Source organism: Peribacillus sp. NPDC096448, assembly GCF_044762675.1.
Classification (GTDB): Bacteria; Bacillota; Bacilli; order Bacillales; family DSM-1321; genus Peribacillus; species Peribacillus frigoritolerans_B.
Genome location: NZ_JBIWEU010000002.1, coordinates 340412 through 356723 on the forward strand (window position 1 = coordinate 340412; position 16312 = coordinate 356723).

Genomic DNA, 16312 nt, shown 5'->3' on the forward strand with positions numbered 1-16312 from the left:
AGGTGGGAAAGAATTGTCACGCCTAAACGTGGAGGACTATCTAGAACAAGGCATCCATGGTCCAAAAGAAATCAAGCCTGGTGAAAGAAGGGAATTTTTGGGCACATTACGGGAGAGGGTCGTAATCGTCCTAAAAAATAGCCAAGTCTTTGAAACGAATGTATATCCGGAGATAGAGCAATTGATGAAGCAGTATCCCCGTTCAAATTTGTTTTTAAATGGTCAGATGGACTATCAATATTTAGGGAAATATATAAAATTGGCAATGAGTCATAATATTCCGTACAAAATTGTCCTAAACAAAGATCATAACTCCGATTTGGGTCTAGTATTAGCAGAAAATAATGCCATAAACAAAGAAGAAATTTATATCGAGAAGAAAAATCATGTACAGCAAGTCATCAAAAAGAAAAGCTTCACAGCGTTTTTCAAACGCTGTGTTAAAAAATTATTTAAAAAACGTTGATACAGCCATCAACGTTTTTTAATTTTGTCTATAAAAGGCGGAATGGTCTATCCCAACCATGATAGTAAGACTAGGTTTTCCTCAAATTCCCTTTCTTTAGAGTTTGTCTACAGTCTGAAACGATGATAGAGTGATTTTTGTATTTATTTTTAAGCACTCTTTTAATTAAGTAAGTAGACAACCTTTCCTGTTTATGTAACCCTATTTCGTAACCTGTAAAACTTCCTGAAATTACCTATTATCGTTTTTACTACGGAATAAGTGGGGATAGCGATTAAAATGCCAGTGAATCCGTATATTGATCCAGCAGCAAGCAGCAATAAGATAATGGTAAGTGGGTGAATGTTAAGCCGTTTCCCCATAATATTCGGTGTAACCAAGTGCCCCTCGAGCTGTTGAACAACGGCAAGGACAATGAGTACTTTCACTGCCAGCCCAATGTCTTGCTGTAAGGCAATGAGAAGGGCGGGGATGATGCTTATTAGTGGACCAAGGAATGGTACAACGGTAAAAATCATGGCGAATAAGGCTAATACGAGTGCATAGTCGAGACCGATAATAAGGTAGCCAACATACATCAAGGTCCCAATGACGATTGATATGATGAATTGACCGATAATATAAGTGGAAAGTGCTTTATCGACGTCTTTTAAAATCTTGTTTCCCTCTGTTTCTACATCGTTCGGTATATATTTTAATAGAAATGGCCGTAATTTTTCTCCATCCTTCAAGAAATAGAATAGAATGAATGGTGTAATCACCAATACCGTTAAGACACTAGTGATCGTGGAAAAAATGGTATGGACATTCACGATGAGTTTTTCCGAATAATCTTTCAGATGCGTTACCGCTTTTTCTTTCAACTCTTCCATATTTACCATGCCAAAATCATTTTTTTCAATCATGACTTCAGATTCCTTAGAGAATTCCTTGACTTTGCTGGGGAGGTTTTCAGATAATTTTTGAAATTGGTCCACGACTACAGGACTTCCAAAGTAACTTACCATCCCAATCATGCTAAATATAATCAAAAACACGGTGAAGATGCTAGCTGACCTCGGGATAAATTCAGTTAACAAGTTAACGACCGGCCGTAGTATATAGTATAAAAGCCCAGCCACAATAATTGGGAAAAACATGGAAGCGATGACTTTTTGTAGCGGCAGTAGAACATAGTCAATCTTACCTAGTAAAAAAATAATTAAAATGATCAAAATGATCCCGCAAGCATATTTGAAAAACGGTTTATTGATCCACAAGACAATCCCCCCTAATTCCATCTCTTACTTAATTCCCTGATTTAGCTTAATGTTAAACTAAATAACTTGTTCAAATGTTTGGTGCAAAACATTTTATAAGAATGAACGATTATCATTCAACTTTAATTAGATTGTGCTGTTACAATTTTTATTCATAAAAGGAATACTACCTGAACACATGTTCATAAAGCTGGAGTTCGTATTTTTTAAATATTTTTGGAATTCCAATAGCTATAGCCGCAAAAAACGAAGTTAATATATGGAAAGCAAAACAAGACTCTCACCGTAAAATGAAGGACATATTTAAAAAATATATCGACCACATTGACGTTTACATGTTTTTACGGAACTAAGTCGATAATAAGGTCCACCTACTAGGATTGCACCGCTAATTGCCTTTCCCAGGACTGCTGCGTTTAAGTATAAGAACTGCTCACAACTGCTCCGGCAAAGAATCTGGTTGAGATGACCTAATCCATATATTATTCGAATGCCATAGTTCAAAAAGCACCGATACGGCCATAACCAATTAAAAAAGGCATCATCAAGGTAAATTCCGGTTAGGGAAGTTTACTTGATAATGCCTTTTTATAAAGGTTTTAAATTAGGATATTTTACTTAATATGTTCGTTGCGCCTTGTTTCTGTTCTCTTTGCATTTTTTTGATGTCTAGACGCAACCAGATGGAGATGGCGAATGCTATCGCAATTAATGCTGCGAAAACGTAGAATACCGGGATGTAACTATTCGTACTTTCCCTGATTGCAGTAACCAACATCGGGCCGCAAACCCCGCCTAGAGACCATGTAGTTAAAAGATAACCGTGGATGGCCCCAATTTCCTTAGTTCCAAATAAATCCCCGGCAAATGCAGGGAGATTTGAAAATCCTCCTCCATAACAACTAACGACCAGCAAGATGAGTCCTTGGAACAATAGTGTATTTGTAGTCGTTGGAAGTAAAAGGAACGCTCCGATTTGAATGATGAAGAAAATGATGAAAACATTTGGTCGGCCAATATAATCAGATGCTGCTGCCCAGCCAAGTCTTCCTCCGCCATTAAAGATTCCCATGATACCGACTAATGTTGCTGCACCTGCTACTGACAGCCCGACAACGTCTTGAGCCATAGGAGAAGCAACCGAAATCATCATGATCCCTGCACTTGTGTTGATCAATTTCATGGACCATAACATCCAGAAGTGTTTAGTTTTAACCGCTTCTTTTGCAGTTAATTGCCTTAGGTCTTTCTTTAGTTCTTTCTTACCGGACTCAATATCTTTCTTCATTCCTTCAGGCAGCCAGTTGGCTTTTGGAGGTGCAATATAGGATGCTCCTAAGAACATCAGTATGAAATAGCCTGCGCCTAAAATATAATATGTAGTATAAATGCCAACTGATTCCATAAGGCTTGCAGCGACTGGGGCTGTAATGAGAGCTCCGGCACCGAAACCTAATACTGCCATTCCTGTTGCCAATCCCCTGCGATCTGGGAACCATTTGACTAAAGTGGATACTGGAGAAATGTACCCGATCCCCATACCAAGTCCACTTAAAACCCCATAAGTCAATAGGTAGAGCGGAAGTGAATCGACCATTACTGCTAAACCGGAACCGGCTTGTCCTAAACCGAATAATACCGCAGCGACCATAGCTGACTTTCGTGGTCCATTTTTTTCTACGAATTTACCAAAGAAGGCAGCAGAAGTTCCTGCAAGCGCCATCATTATTGTGAATGCTAATGTTACTTCAGTCTCAGACCACCCCATAGTCTCAACTAATGGTTTTTTGTAAACGCTATATGCATATGCACCACCAATGGAAAGGTGAATGGCGATGGCAGATAAAGCGATTAACCATCTGTTTTTTGTCATGTTGTTACCCCTTTTCGTCAAAAATAAGAAAGTTGCATGTGTTTTATCTATAATATAGCGTTTTGCATGCGTTTTATCTATCTTGTGGGATAAGTATATAAGATTATTATTTAGTAGTAAACTACTAAATTGAATTTCATGAAAAAATTCCCTCTATATTCCATTGGATTAAATTTGGGGATGGCACTAAGAAAAACAATTTAATGAATCAGGATAAAATGTTATATTTCCTAGTCTTTTGAATATACATAAAAGCTTATATAGGGTTTCAGCTCTAAGTGCTATGGAGAAGCTGTGATCACCAACCTGTTGAACATCTTTTTATTTTCGATCTCCCAGGGTTAGAAAAAGGAAACGAAAAGTTCTACTTAAGGTACCGTGATGGAATAACCAGAATTATTCTCATTGGCTTTATTGTAATCACTTTGTTAAAATTAACCTTATATTCAGGATTTCAAGATAACTTAGCAAACGATGGAATTGATATTTTTTGAGAAGTTTCAGGAATAATTGATTCTTTTTTCAGGAATCATAGTCTGGATATCAAAAAAATCCCATTTATTTTAAAAAAATTCCGAAAATTTAGTCTTAAAGGCTTGAACTATGATTCCTGATAGGAGTAAACTAATTAAAGATAGATTTTATGGAAGTGAAATCTTGTAAATTTAATCAACAAGGGGTTTTGGTAATGAAGGAACATGACATGCAAATCACGCTTAGTACAACAAAGAAAGAAAAACCACAAGCGGAACAGCTTGAGTTCGGTAAGCAGTTTACCGATCATATGTTTATTATGGATTACACACAAGGGCAAGGGTGGCATGATCCAAGAATTGTTCCTTATCAACCGCTCTCATTAGAGCCGTCAGCTATGATTTTTCACTATGGTCAATCCGTTTTTGAAGGATTGAAGGCATATGCAACACCAGAGGATGAAATTATCTTATTCCGTCCGGAAAAGAATTTCCAACGCTTAAATAGTTCAAATAGCCGATTATGCATACCGGATATCGACGTTGATTTTGCGTTGAAGGCCTTAAAGACTTTAATTAGCGTTGATAAGGACTGGATTCCCCAGGCAGAAGGGACATCATTATATATCAGGCCATTCATTATAGCTACTGAGCCTTATCTGGGAGTTTCTCCATCGGATAAATATCAGTTCATCATCATCATGTCACCAGTGGGTTCGTATTATAAAGAAGGTATTCATCCCGTTAAAATTGCAGTGGAGTCAGCTTTCACACGTGCAGTTAATGGAGGTACAGGTGAAGCCAAAACGGGTGGTAATTATGCATCGAGCCTAAAAGCCCAGGAAGTATCCGAAAAGATGGGTTATGCCCAAGTTCTATGGTTGGACGGAGTGGAGAAAAAGTATATCGAAGAAGTTGGAAGCATGAATGTTTTCTTTAAAATTAATGGTGAAATCATCACTCCAGCTTTAAATGGAAGTATCCTTCCTGGTATTACTCGTGATTCCATTATTGAATTGCTGAAACATTGGGGTCTTCCCGTGTCGGAAAGACGCATCTCGATGGAGGAAGTTCATGAAGCCCATAAATTAGGTCAATTGGAAGAAGCCTTTGGAACGGGTACAGCCGCAGTAATATCACCAATTGGTGAATTTTTGTGGAATGGTGAAAAAATGATTGTTCAAAGCGGGGAAACTGGCGTACTTTCCAGAAAGCTTTATGATACACTGACAGGTGTCCAAACAGGCAAAGTTGCAGATGAGTTGAACTGGACTACGAAAGTTGAAGAAAAAGTGACTCTATGACTTAAACAAAAAAAACCTTCTTTGAAGGTTTTTTTTGTTTTCACATAATCATTTTGTGCCTTATGGCAACAGCGACGGCCTCGGTCCGGTGATTCACTCCCAATTTCCTGATAGCAGAAGAAATATGATCTCTGACAGTAAATTCACTAACGCTCATTTCATGTGCCATTTGCTTTAATCCCATCCCATTGGCTAAATATTGAAGGACCTCCACTTCACGCTTGCTTAGAAGGTAAGTGGGAGGGGCGGAATCAAATGTTGAACTGACAGCCAGTTTCAAATAATGGGAAAGTTTCATTAAATCATTTTTGGTAACTGGTCCGTTGGCGTGAATTGGGTCAACCAACACTAAACCGATGGCAAAGTCATTCACAATTATCGGAATGATAGCCAATGAAGAGATGGAAAATCTTTTAACGTATTTTGCAGGGATGGAGGATTTCGCATGTTGGATGGTTAAGTATATGGGTTTGTTATGGATGACTGCTTGGTGGATGGGGTATATATCATGAATATTTTCTCTAACATTATGTAATGAAAAGGTATCTTCACTTGTACATGCACATATTCCTTCACCCATTCCTGTTAAACATGAGTAACTGAATAAAGATGCTCGTTGAAATGAAAAAAAATCCACACAGCCTTTCACGATCATTTGTGATTTATTTGCCATATCTTTTTGTTGGGAAATCTTTTTAACATGATTCATCAGAGTTTCCTCAAGCATTCGACTTTATTCCTCCCTACATTTTCAGTACTAGGATAAATGCTACTAATATCTTACAATATAATGAAAACTCTTACAAATTAAAAAAATCCTTAGAGATTCAAAAAGTTCAAAGTTCATAATTTCAAGGAGGCATTACCATGAAAAGAAAGAGTTTAACGACCACCAGCAGAAGTTTTAGAGAAGATACCCTACCATTTAAACTTTACCAAAAGGCAAAGAAATTCGGTATATGGAATCCTCGAGATATTGATTTCAGCCAGGATAAAGAAGATTGGAAGTCATTTACTGATATTGAAAGGGAAGTGTTATTACGGATCATTTCCCTTTTTCAAGGCGGGGAAGAAGCCGTGACTTTGGATTTGCTGCCGCTCATAATGACGATAGCCAAAGAAGGCCGGATCGAAGAAGAAATGTACTTAACGACATTTCTGTTCGAGGAAGCGAAGCATATGGAGTTCTTTCGTTATACATTAGATCAAATTGGTGAAACGGGTGATTTGACGGTTTATCACTCAGACACTTATAAATCGATTTTTTATGAAATATTGCCTGAAACGATGGAGAAGCTTTTAACCGATCAATCCCCAGAAGCTTTGGCAGAAGCAGCCACTGTTTATAATATGTTTACCGAAGGCGTCCTTGCAGAAACTGGATATTTCGGGTTCTATCAGACTCTCGAAGCTAATAAAATGATGCCTGGTTTATTAAAAGGTGTAGGTCTTTTGAAGAAGGATGAATCACGCCATATTGCATATGGGACTTTCCTGCTGCAGCGAATCATCAGTGAACATCCACATATCTTTAAACAGGTTGAAAAGAGGATGGAGGAACTTTCACCACTGGCCATCACTTTAAATACGGAGGGATATGATCGGTTAGGAAATCCTTTTGGTAATGACCAACAAGCTGTATTGAATTTTACACTGAAACAATTATCAGTGCGGATGGAGATATTAGCCAGGGCAAAAGGGAAGGGGATTGAAGAGATCTATCAAAGTAACGAAAAGGAATATGGGGTTTTGTAATGCCGAAATAAGATACAAGCATACTGGGAGGTTTATATTTGTTAATGAATGGCCATCAGGAAATGTAAGCAATGTGAACTATCCTTAACTGCGAATATAGACTATTAAATCTGGGGTGAAACTTTATGAAGGTAAATGCTCATTCGAATTTTTGGTTAAGGTCTTCTGTTTACAGTGGCACTAACACTCGTTCACTCATTCCGGGCCTATTCAATGGTCTGGGGGCAAAAAGGATTCTACTCGTGAGTGATGTGGGCTTGGAGAATGCAGGCGTCGTTCAACAAGTTGCCGAAACTTTTGAACAGCAGAAATTAGGTGCCAAAGCTGAAATAGTTGGACAGTTTCTGGGTGTTACACAAGACGCAGCGAGTAAATGTGTAAACGAAGCATTGAAATATGCACGCGAAGTTCATGCCGATGCCATACTTGCCATTGGCGGAGGGAGTGTCATCGATACCGCAAAAGCATTGAAATACGGATTATATAAAGGAATTACGGATATAAATGATTCAATACCAAGCGGTTTTCTGTATGAGGGTTTTCCAAAAGCACAATCCATGAATATCCCGCATATTTCCGTAGCCACAACAGCAGGAACCGGTTCCGAAGTATCCCCGATCGCAGTCATATATAATGAACATAAAAAAGTCAAAATGAATATATACAATGTTTTTTTAAGTTCGGATGTTGCCATTCTAGATCCCGATTTAACAGTCGGACTGCCATCTGACATTACGGCGTATACTGGTGCCGATGCATTGACACATGCAATTGAAGCGATCATTTCACCTGCAGCGACATCAATAACCGATGCATATGCATATCAGGCCATTCGAGTTATTGAAAGAAATTTACCGAGGGCCGTAAAGGACGGAACGAATATTGAGGCTAGAATGGAAATGCTGCATGGAAGCATGATGGGAATCACTGCATTTTGCAGTGCATTGAATGCGATTCCGGTTCATAACTTTGCCCACGCATACGGGGCGTTATTCCGTATTCCGCATGGATTGGCCAATGCCGTATTACTACCGGTCGTCATGGAATCAACCCCCGATTTATATCTTCCAAAGGTCCATTTGTTAGCCGAAGCCTTTAGTGTAAAAATACAGGATGAAGATTCAAAAGGGATCTTAGCGAAAGTGGTAGAAAAGCTCCGTGTATTTCTATCTGATCTTGGGCTGCCCTCCGACTTCAGCGCCTATGGAATTAACCAGTCGGATATGGAAAGAATTCTGAAAGCAGTCGTGACGGATCCAGCTGCCGCTAATTACCCGATGTCAGAGGAATTAATAATGTCAGTTGTTTCAAGAGTTTCACCCGTGAGAATTAATTGACACTAAAAAAGCCAGCCTGTAAAGGTTGGCTTTTTTTGCGTTCTAACCTGTTTAATTCCATAATTTTTCATTCAAACATTACTCTGTTTAATGCTTTTTTCCTAAGTTTTCCTGTGCCATCTTTATAAGTTCCTTCACCATGCCTCCGCCTAACTTTCCGCCTATTTTTCCATTTTGCTTGGATGTCAGTTCACCGTTATAGTCTTTTTTAAGCGGTACGCCAATTTCTTTCGCTACTTCAAACTTTACCTCTTCGGGATTCGTTGTACCAGCGACTTTGGCTTTTAAATCATCAAGACCTTTTCGTGCTTCAGATACTAAAATTTTCCTTCTCCTTGCCATTTAGCAACACTCCTCCTATTTTTTTCTTAGGTTATCCTAATGTAAAGAAAATGATTAACCTGCAGATCGAATGTTTTTTTTATTGGAATCCAGCGATTATATAGGATAAACCTGATTGAATTGATTTGCCATTCTAAGAAGAAGTTTTAGTTTATTTAAAGCGGGTAACATATAATAAAACGATTTAAGGAGAAAAATGATGCTGACTGCTAATTCAAGTTTGTTAACAAAAGAAGATATGACAAATCCCGATCGAGTGCCGCAATGGCTAATCAAGGAATATCAAACATTCCATGATACAGTGACCGATAAAACCTTTCCTTGTTATTTTGGTATGAAAGCTGAAAATAAAGGGGAACTCCGTTATGCTTATATCACACAGAAAGATTGGTCCAATCTACCAAAAGCAGTGGAAAGCTTTCTTGATTTATTTCAGGAACCACCATATATAAGGCACGGCCTTTTCGTCTTTATGGAGCCTGAATCAATAGAGGGTGATATAGAATTTTACCGTAAAAGGTTTTGGGATATCCTGCAATACCTACATAAAGCGGATGAAAAACCTTGGCCAATTGAAAAGCCGAAAGATCCCGATCATTATTTATGGGACTATCATTTTGCAGGGGAACCAATCTTTGTCTTTGGTAATGCACCTGCTTATAAACAGCGTAAAACTCGCGATTTAGGAAATAGCCTTGTCCTTGGATTCCAACCCCGGATGATCTTTGAAGGCTTGGAAGGAACGGAAAAAGGCGGAATCATGTCGCGTGAAAAGGTCCGGGAACGAGTGGAGAAATGGGATAATCTTCCGAAACATCCTGATATCAGTCACTTTGGCGATGTAAATCATAATGAATGGAAACAATTTTTCATAGGGGATGATATAGAACCGATAAAAGGTAAGTGTCCCTTCCATCATAAAGAGTTAACTTAACCGTGAGCAAATCGCTCGCGGTTTTTTCGCTTCTTACTTAGGAAGCGGCGGAGATAAAAAATCCAGGCGCTGAAAATTAAAAAACATAATCCTTGCCTTATTGGATTTTCAGTTTTATAATGTGAAAGTACCAATTGCAGTTAATTCGAGATATATGGATTAAATGCTATTTTTATAAAAACATACAAAATTAACAATTGGGGGAACAAAGATGTCTAAAGTATTGTTTGTTAAATCAAATGACCGCCCAGCGGATCAAGCTATTAGTGTCAAAATGTATGAAACGTTTTTGAACGCATATAAGGAAGCAAATAGTAACGATGAAATAACTGAATTGGATTTATTTAAACTGAACTTGCCTTACTACGGAAACACTGCAATCACTGCCCTATATAAACGCAACCAAGGCATGGAATTGACTGAAGAAGAAGTGGATATTGCCGATATCGTGCAACAATACTTGAATCAATTCCTTGCTGCGGATAAAGTGGTATTTGCCTTCCCGCTCTGGAACGCAACAGTTCCGGCACCATTGGTAACTTATATTTCTTATCTTGCCCAAGCGGGAACAACATTCAAATATACAGCTGAAGGCCCTGTCGGCTTAGCTGGAGGTAAAAAAGTGGCTTTACTTAATGCGCGTGGATCCGATTATGCATTACCTGGTATGGATGCTGGCGAAATGGCAGAGAAATATGTAACGATGAATTTAAACTTATGGGGCATAAAAAACCCGGAAACAGTCGTAATCGAGGGACATAATCAGTACCCAGATCGCTCACAGGATATCGTTGCAGAAGGATTGGCGAAAGTTGCTGAAACTGCAGCAAAATTCTAATTTTAAAAAGGAAAACCAGTATGTATTTTTAGCATACTGGTTTTTCTATGCAGATTTTTCTGAAAGTCGATTATAATAAAGGGTAAGCTATAAGCATGAAAGGAAGTGCAGACGATATGCAAACGTTTAAATCACGCGACGAAATAAAAATAGAAGAAACATGGAATTTAAAGGATATTTACGAAGATCAGGGTAATTGGGATAAAGATTATCAAGAAGTCCTAAAGATGACAGAAAAGTTAAAAACTTACGATGGGCATATTAAGTCAGCTCAAGATTTGTTCGAGTATTTACGATTAAGTGAGGAACTTGGGTACATTTATAATAAGCTATATGTATTTGCCATGCTGCAAGCGGATCTGGATACGCGGGTAACCTCATCACAAGCATTGCTGGATCGAGCTGGTAAGTTAGGGCAGAAAATAAGCAATGCTTCTGCATTTTTCATGCCGTTTCTATTGAGCCTGGAAGAACACACATTAAAAGGGTACATAAATGAAATCGAGGGTTTGAAATATTTTGAGGAGGATCTACTGGATTCCTTCCGCTATAAAGCCCATGTATTAACGAAAGAACAGGAAGAGGTGCTTTCCCAAATAGGCGAAGCCTTTTCAGCTCCACAAAAAACGTTCGGGATGATCAACAATGCTGATATAAAGTTTGGGGAAGTTACGAATGAAGACGGCGAGAGGGTAGAGCTGACGCGAGGAATGTATTCCAAATTGATTGAAGATGATGATCGCGATAAAAGAAAAGAGGCCTATTTCGCATATTATCAGCCATATGTACAATTGAAGAATACAATCGCTTCCACACTTTCCACGGCAATCAAAAATAATGTGAATCTTTCAAAACTAAGAAATTATCCATCTGCCTTGGAAAAATCCTTATTTGGAGATCAAGTTCCAAAAGAGGTATATGATAATTTGATTATGTCTACTAAGCAAAATATTGGACCTATGCATAAATACATTCATTTAAGAAAAAAATTGCTGGGTGTAGAAGAATTGCGTGCTTATGATTTAAGTGTACCATTAGTCGAAGGGGCTAAAGAGGAGATTTCTTACGATGATGGTTTTTCCTTAATGTTGGAGGCACTGAAACCTCTTGGCGAAGAGTATATAACGATCCTTAAAACCTTTAAGGAAAACAGATATATCGACGTCAGGGAAACACCTGGAAAACGTTCAGGTGCTTACAATTTAGGACTTTATGGTGTTCACCCTTTCATCTTATTAAATCACCGTGATGATTTAGACAGCGTATTTACACTTGCACATGAATCCGGACATGGCATGCATTCATACTATAGCTCAAAATACCAACCGCAAATAAGTGCTGGATATTCCATTTTTGTCGCTGAAGTTGCTTCCACTGTGAATGAAATCCTTTTGATTCGCCATTTAATTAAGACAACAAAAGACGTTCAGAAGAAAAAACATTTACTTAACCATTTCATAGATAGTTTTAAAGGAACATTCTTCACACAAGTGATGTTTGCGGAGTTCGAAAAGATTGTACATGAAAAAGCTGAAAATGATGAACCTCTAAATGCCGAGGTTTTTAATACAGCCTATGAATCGATATTTCGTGCATATAATGGAGATGAAATAATTTTCGATGAAGAAGTGAAGTATGGCTGGTCTCGCATCCCACACTTTTATCGTCCATTTTATGTTTACAAATATGCTACTGGTTACGTTTCAGCCATTACGATCGCTGATAAGATCCTTTCTGGGGACAAAAAAACACTTGAAAGTTATTTGACCTTCTTGAAAAGCGGGAGTTCCGATTTCCCATTGGAGCTTCTTAAGAAAACAGGCGTAGATTTAACTAAACCTGATCCAATCGAAAATGCAATGAAGATTTTCAGTGATCTCGTCGACCAATTCACTGAGTTGACAGAAGGCTAATCTAAACCATTTCTTCCAAAAGAGCCCATGGTATGATGTTATAAAAAATGCTATAGTTAAAACATTGGCGTAGGAAAGGCCCAATCAATTTGATTGGGCCTTATTTTATATGCAAAAGAAACAGGTAATTCGCGAAAAAAGTGATGATGACAGCGTTATTTCCAACATCGGAGCCTAGCCAATGGGCCAGTTTCTTTGTACTACAATGGCATATTTTGTGAGGAAAGTGAAAAATGAATTCGACAGTAAATTATATAAAAGAATGGCAGCAGGCACTTCAACTTGAAATCCTGCATTTGAAAAAATATGGCAGCACAAAATACTTGGTTTCGAACGGCCATCTGCTTACAAGTGAAGGTTCCTTCAACTATTATTTTGAAACAGGTTCATCGGTAAAAATCCCTGTCGGTTCCCTCGTTCGATTGGAATGGGGAGGGATTAAACAGGATGGAAGGATCCTCTCATCGGAAGGGAAAAGTATAATCATTGTTTTTGATCGTTCGTTAGGCGATATCATCGGTGAAGCCTTTTTATACCATGATCCCTGGGAATTGCTGGAGCAATTGAACATCCGCTTGGATGAAATCAAGAGAAGTAAAAGGAAAAGGCTTCGGATCAAGCGCCTGATGGATCCGTCCATGCCGCAAAAACATCCTTTAACCGAAAAACAAAGTAGTGTGAAAGAATTATATGCCCGCTCGAAGTTCAATCCTGTCACTTTTGTTTGGGGACCCCCTGGAACAGGAAAAACCTATACATTGGCTCGTACAGTAGCCAATCATTATTTACAAGCTAAAAAAGTTCTGGTTTTGTCCCATAGCAACCAGGCAGTCGATGTTTTGATGGCTGAAATTTCATCATTCATTAAAAAGAAGGATCGTTTCAAAGAAGGCGATGTGCTTCGCTATGGATCTCAAATCGGTGAATCACTAGCTATCCATGATGATATTGTTACGGGGGAATTATTAGGTAAACATGAACCGACATTAATTAAAGAAAAAGAAGAGCTTGGCGAAGAGAAACGTCTATTAAAATATGACTTGGCAGGGTCCTTCAGTAAAAGGGATACAGATCAATTAATTGAGATAGAGAAAAAGCTGGCCAAAGTCTTGGAGAAAATCCGCCAAAAAGAGATTCAATTCGTAAAAGAAGCAAAAGTCATCGGGACGACCTTAGCTAAAGCAGCAAATGACGAAACGGTTTATCAAAAGGAGTATGATCTGGTCATCTTGGACGAAGCAAGTATGGCTTACGTACCTCAAGTGGCTTTTGCTGCGGCGTTAGCCAAGCATATTATCGTTTGTGGTGATTTCAAACAATTGCCACCCATTGCTTCGGCTCGTGATTCCCTCGTGAAACTATGGCTGAAGGAAGACATATTTCATCGGGCCGGTGTCGCCCAGTCTGTTGAAGAAGGAGAACTCCATCCCCATTTATTCCTATTAAAGGAACAGCGCCGCATGCATCCGGATATTTCAGCATTCACTAATCGTGTCGTCTATAACAATTTTGTTGGCGATCATAAAAGTGTTGCGACTAGCAGGGAGGGCATAATGCTGGCGGAACCGTTTGCCAATAGGGCAGCGGCACTTCTCGATACTAGCTTTGCAGGGGAATATTGCATCACTGAACGGACCTCCCACTCAAGAATGAATTTATGGCAATTGCTTTTATCTTTTCAGCTGATTCATGAAGCTTATGTGGGCGGGTCAAGGTCAATTGGTTATGTCGCACCATATCGGGCTCAGGCAGAATTGATGGAAAAACTATTGGATGACTTATATGAAAAAGAACGGCAAACGGCGGATATCATCGCTGCAACTGTACATCGTTTCCAGGGAAGTGAACGTGAAATGATGATCTTTGACACTGTTGATAGTTATCCGCAAAACAGGGCTGGAATGTTATTGACAGGGAGAGAAAGTGAAAGGCTGATTAACGTGGCCATAACAAGGACTAAGGGTAAGTTCGTACATGTATGTGACACTTCGTTTGTTAACAAACACGTTTATCGCAGTAAAACACTTCGTCAGCTTGTCGATCATCAAATTCAAAATGATCAGATTGTATCAAAGAAAGACATTGGAAAATGGGTTAACCACCAGCACCCGAAATTGCGATGGATGCATGCCCGTAAATTGGGGGATTTTCAGGAAGATATTGAATCAACAAAACATGGCATCGTTATCGCTGTACCGGATTTGAACAGTTTGTCGGAAGAATGGCAGCAATATTTAATAAAACGGAATCCAGCAGTGAAATTGACGATCATATCAGCAAAAAGAAACCCTGATATCAACCCGGATCATTTTATTTGTTCACCTATTTCCTTTTCCTTTATCATCTTTGATAATCGAGTTATCTGGCTAGGTTTGCCCGTAGAGTCCAATAATCGGGTTCATCCCCCATTTATAGCGGCTCGTTTGGATTCACAAATAATGGCGGATGAATTACTATCTCAATTCAAAAAAAGTGAATAGCTCCTGAAAAGCCCTTAAAAAGGGCTTTTCTTTTTAACATATATCCTTAAAAAGACCTCGATAGAATAAGCGACGATTACTTCAGTCCCTTACGTCATTGATATATTAAAACAAACACCTCGTTAGAATATACTAATTACTTATACTCCCCAATTTGGATTCATCTCCTTATATTTTTTGCTAAAGGCTGCAAACTAAAATAACAAAGCAAGCGTTTCAGGCGACTTTCGACTAATTATGATTTACCATTATGTTACGAAAGCCAAGAAAGGAGGTAACAAAATGAAATTGAGCATTTTGGATCAATCCCCAATTGCATCCGGACAATCAGCACAAGAAGCTTTGCAGGCTTCACTTCAACTAGCGCAAGAAGGAGATAGACTGGGTTATAGCAGAATCTGGTTTACTGAACATCATGATCTGCCGGGATTGGCCTGTTCCGTTCCAGAGGTTTTGATAAGCTATATTGGTGCACAAACAAAAAATATCCGGATTGGATCAGGGGCAGTACTGCTTCCACATTATAAGCCATACCGAATAGCAGAGACGTATAATATGCTAGCCACTCTTTTTCCAGGCCGGATTGATATAGGAATGGGACGTGCTCCTGGTGGATCTGCCGAAGCCACGATGGCCTTATCCGATAATTTTCTTCAGAATGTTTACAAAATGCCCGAACTTGTTCAAGAACTGCTGAATTTTATTAGAGATGAATTTCCGAATGAACATCCGTTTTCAAATGTCTCTGCTGCTCCTATCCCAATGGTATCACCTGAACCATGGATATTGGGAACAAGCGGAAAAAGTGCAAAACTTGCCGCTGAGAATGGAACTGCATACGCCTTTGGTGAATTCATGAGTGAAAATGATGGCGTGCAGAGTTTTCACCAGTACCGTGAGCACTTTCAAACAAAAGGGTTACTCAAAGCACCTAAAACGATTGTTACGGTATCGGCCATTTGTGCTGAAACGGAAGAATATGCGAAAGAAATCGCCCTCAGCAACACCCTATGGAAGATTCAAAGTGGACATGGGGCAATGAAGCAGGTTCCAAGTATAGAAGAGGTAAGGAATCATGAATGGACTGAAAAAGAAAAAACACAGATGGAAACCATGCATGAAAAATTGATTTTTGGTACCCCTTCACAAGTTAAGGATCGCCTATTGGAGATTCAGGAGAAATATCAAGCAGATGAAATCATGCTGATAACCATCACTCATAAGTTGGAGGATCGGCTTAATTCGTTTCGATTGATTGCCAGGGAAATCCTTAACAGTTAATCCCCTCGAGCATTTTGTGTGCATTTTGCGTGTATTTTCTATATGATGGCTTTGCGT

Annotated in this window: 13 protein-coding genes; 9 read left to right on the plus strand and 4 right to left on the minus strand. The window is 38.9% G+C overall.

Annotated features, from left to right (window positions below; genetic code table 11):
* The first annotated feature begins 13 nt into the window (after positions 1 to 13).
* A complete protein-coding gene (locus tag ACIQ0C_RS05505; RefSeq protein WP_403057795.1) occupies positions 14 to 466 on the plus strand; it encodes a YueI family protein in 453 nt (150 codons plus the stop codon).
* Between the two features lie 191 nt (positions 467 to 657).
* Here ACIQ0C_RS05505 and ACIQ0C_RS05510 read toward each other — a convergent pair whose 3' ends face one another.
* Complete coding sequence (locus tag ACIQ0C_RS05510) at positions 658 to 1725, minus strand: AI-2E family transporter (protein WP_403057798.1); 1068 nt, start codon at positions 1723 to 1725, stop codon at positions 658 to 660.
* Positions 1726 to 2329: 604 nt separating this feature from the next.
* Positions 2330 to 3598, minus strand: a complete 1269-nt coding sequence (locus ACIQ0C_RS05515; protein ID WP_403057801.1) for an L-lactate MFS transporter — start codon at positions 3596 to 3598, stop codon at positions 2330 to 2332.
* Positions 3599 to 4286: 688 nt separating this feature from the next.
* Between ACIQ0C_RS05515 and ACIQ0C_RS05520 the strand changes: the two genes are divergently transcribed.
* A complete protein-coding gene (locus tag ACIQ0C_RS05520; protein WP_402837354.1) occupies positions 4287 to 5375 on the plus strand; it encodes a branched-chain amino acid aminotransferase in 1089 nt (362 codons plus the stop codon).
* A 40-nt stretch (positions 5376 to 5415) separates the two neighbouring features.
* On the opposite strand, the gene ACIQ0C_RS05525 is transcribed toward ACIQ0C_RS05520, so the two are convergent.
* On the minus strand, positions 5416 to 6102 hold the full coding sequence (locus tag ACIQ0C_RS05525; protein ID WP_403057804.1) for a response regulator transcription factor: 687 nt from the start codon (positions 6100 to 6102) through the stop codon (positions 5416 to 5418).
* A 140-nt stretch (positions 6103 to 6242) separates the two neighbouring features.
* On the opposite strand from ACIQ0C_RS05525, the gene ACIQ0C_RS05530 reads away from it, so the two are divergent.
* Together ACIQ0C_RS05530 and ACIQ0C_RS05535 are read left to right on the plus strand one after the other, a co-directional pair.
* Positions 6243 to 7130 carry a R2-like ligand-binding oxidase gene (locus ACIQ0C_RS05530; protein WP_403057807.1) on the plus strand — a complete coding sequence of 296 codons (888 nt, stop codon included), beginning with the start codon at positions 6243 to 6245 and terminating at the stop codon, positions 7128 to 7130.
* Positions 7131 to 7255: 125 nt separating this feature from the next.
* Positions 7256 to 8467: an iron-containing alcohol dehydrogenase gene (locus tag ACIQ0C_RS05535; protein WP_402837348.1), complete on the plus strand. Its 1212-nt coding sequence runs from the start codon at positions 7256 to 7258 to the stop codon at positions 8465 to 8467.
* Between the two features lie 87 nt (positions 8468 to 8554).
* On the opposite strand, the gene ACIQ0C_RS05540 is transcribed toward ACIQ0C_RS05535, so the two are convergent.
* Positions 8555 to 8809, minus strand: coding sequence for an alpha/beta-type small acid-soluble spore protein (locus tag ACIQ0C_RS05540; RefSeq protein WP_403057810.1), 255 nt, complete (start codon positions 8807 to 8809; stop codon positions 8555 to 8557).
* A gap of 199 nt (positions 8810 to 9008) precedes the next feature.
* Here ACIQ0C_RS05540 and ACIQ0C_RS05545 point away from each other — a divergent pair, with 199 nt between their 5' ends.
* From ACIQ0C_RS05545 to ACIQ0C_RS05565, 5 genes are all read left to right on the plus strand, one after another.
* Positions 9009 to 9743, plus strand: a complete 735-nt coding sequence (locus tag ACIQ0C_RS05545; RefSeq protein ID WP_402837890.1) for a YqcI/YcgG family protein — start codon at positions 9009 to 9011, stop codon at positions 9741 to 9743.
* A 211-nt stretch (positions 9744 to 9954) separates the two neighbouring features.
* Positions 9955 to 10581, plus strand: a complete 627-nt coding sequence (locus ACIQ0C_RS05550; RefSeq protein ID WP_403057813.1) for an FMN-dependent NADH-azoreductase — start codon at positions 9955 to 9957, stop codon at positions 10579 to 10581.
* Positions 10582 to 10697: 116 nt separating this feature from the next.
* Positions 10698 to 12494 (plus strand): oligoendopeptidase F, encoded by a 1797-nt coding sequence (gene pepF / locus ACIQ0C_RS05555; RefSeq protein WP_402837888.1) that lies wholly within the window; start codon positions 10698 to 10700, stop codon positions 12492 to 12494.
* 233 nt (positions 12495 to 12727) lie between these two features.
* Complete coding sequence (locus ACIQ0C_RS05560; RefSeq protein WP_403057816.1) at positions 12728 to 14974, plus strand: AAA domain-containing protein; 2247 nt, start codon at positions 12728 to 12730, stop codon at positions 14972 to 14974.
* Positions 14975 to 15256: 282 nt separating this feature from the next.
* A complete protein-coding gene (locus tag ACIQ0C_RS05565; protein WP_403057819.1) occupies positions 15257 to 16255 on the plus strand; it encodes an LLM class flavin-dependent oxidoreductase in 999 nt (332 codons plus the stop codon).
* Positions 16256 to 16312: the final 57 nt, after the last annotated feature.

Excerpts from the sequence above, each read along its gene's own strand:
- pepF (WP_402837888.1), top strand. The coding sequence starts at position 10,698 with ATGCAAACGTTTAAATCACGCGACGAAATAAAAATAGAAGAAACATGG.
- ACIQ0C_RS05525 (WP_403057804.1), bottom strand. The coding sequence starts at position 6,102 with ATGCTTGAGGAAACTCTGATGAATCATGTTAAAAAGATTTCCCAACAA.
- ACIQ0C_RS05540 (WP_403057810.1), bottom strand. The coding sequence starts at position 8,809 with ATGGCAAGGAGAAGGAAAATTTTAGTATCTGAAGCACGAAAAGGTCTT.
- ACIQ0C_RS05565 (WP_403057819.1), top strand. The coding sequence starts at position 15,257 with ATGAAATTGAGCATTTTGGATCAATCCCCAATTGCATCCGGACAATCA.
- ACIQ0C_RS05535 (WP_402837348.1), top strand. The coding sequence starts at position 7,256 with ATGAAGGTAAATGCTCATTCGAATTTTTGGTTAAGGTCTTCTGTTTAC.
- ACIQ0C_RS05515 (WP_403057801.1), bottom strand. The coding sequence starts at position 3,598 with ATGACAAAAAACAGATGGTTAATCGCTTTATCTGCCATCGCCATTCAC.
- ACIQ0C_RS05560 (WP_403057816.1), top strand. The coding sequence starts at position 12,728 with ATGAATTCGACAGTAAATTATATAAAAGAATGGCAGCAGGCACTTCAA.
- ACIQ0C_RS05545 (WP_402837890.1), top strand. The coding sequence starts at position 9,009 with ATGCTGACTGCTAATTCAAGTTTGTTAACAAAAGAAGATATGACAAAT.
- ACIQ0C_RS05520 (WP_402837354.1), top strand. The coding sequence starts at position 4,287 with ATGAAGGAACATGACATGCAAATCACGCTTAGTACAACAAAGAAAGAA.
- ACIQ0C_RS05530 (WP_403057807.1), top strand. The coding sequence starts at position 6,243 with ATGAAAAGAAAGAGTTTAACGACCACCAGCAGAAGTTTTAGAGAAGAT.
- ACIQ0C_RS05550 (WP_403057813.1), top strand. The coding sequence starts at position 9,955 with ATGTCTAAAGTATTGTTTGTTAAATCAAATGACCGCCCAGCGGATCAA.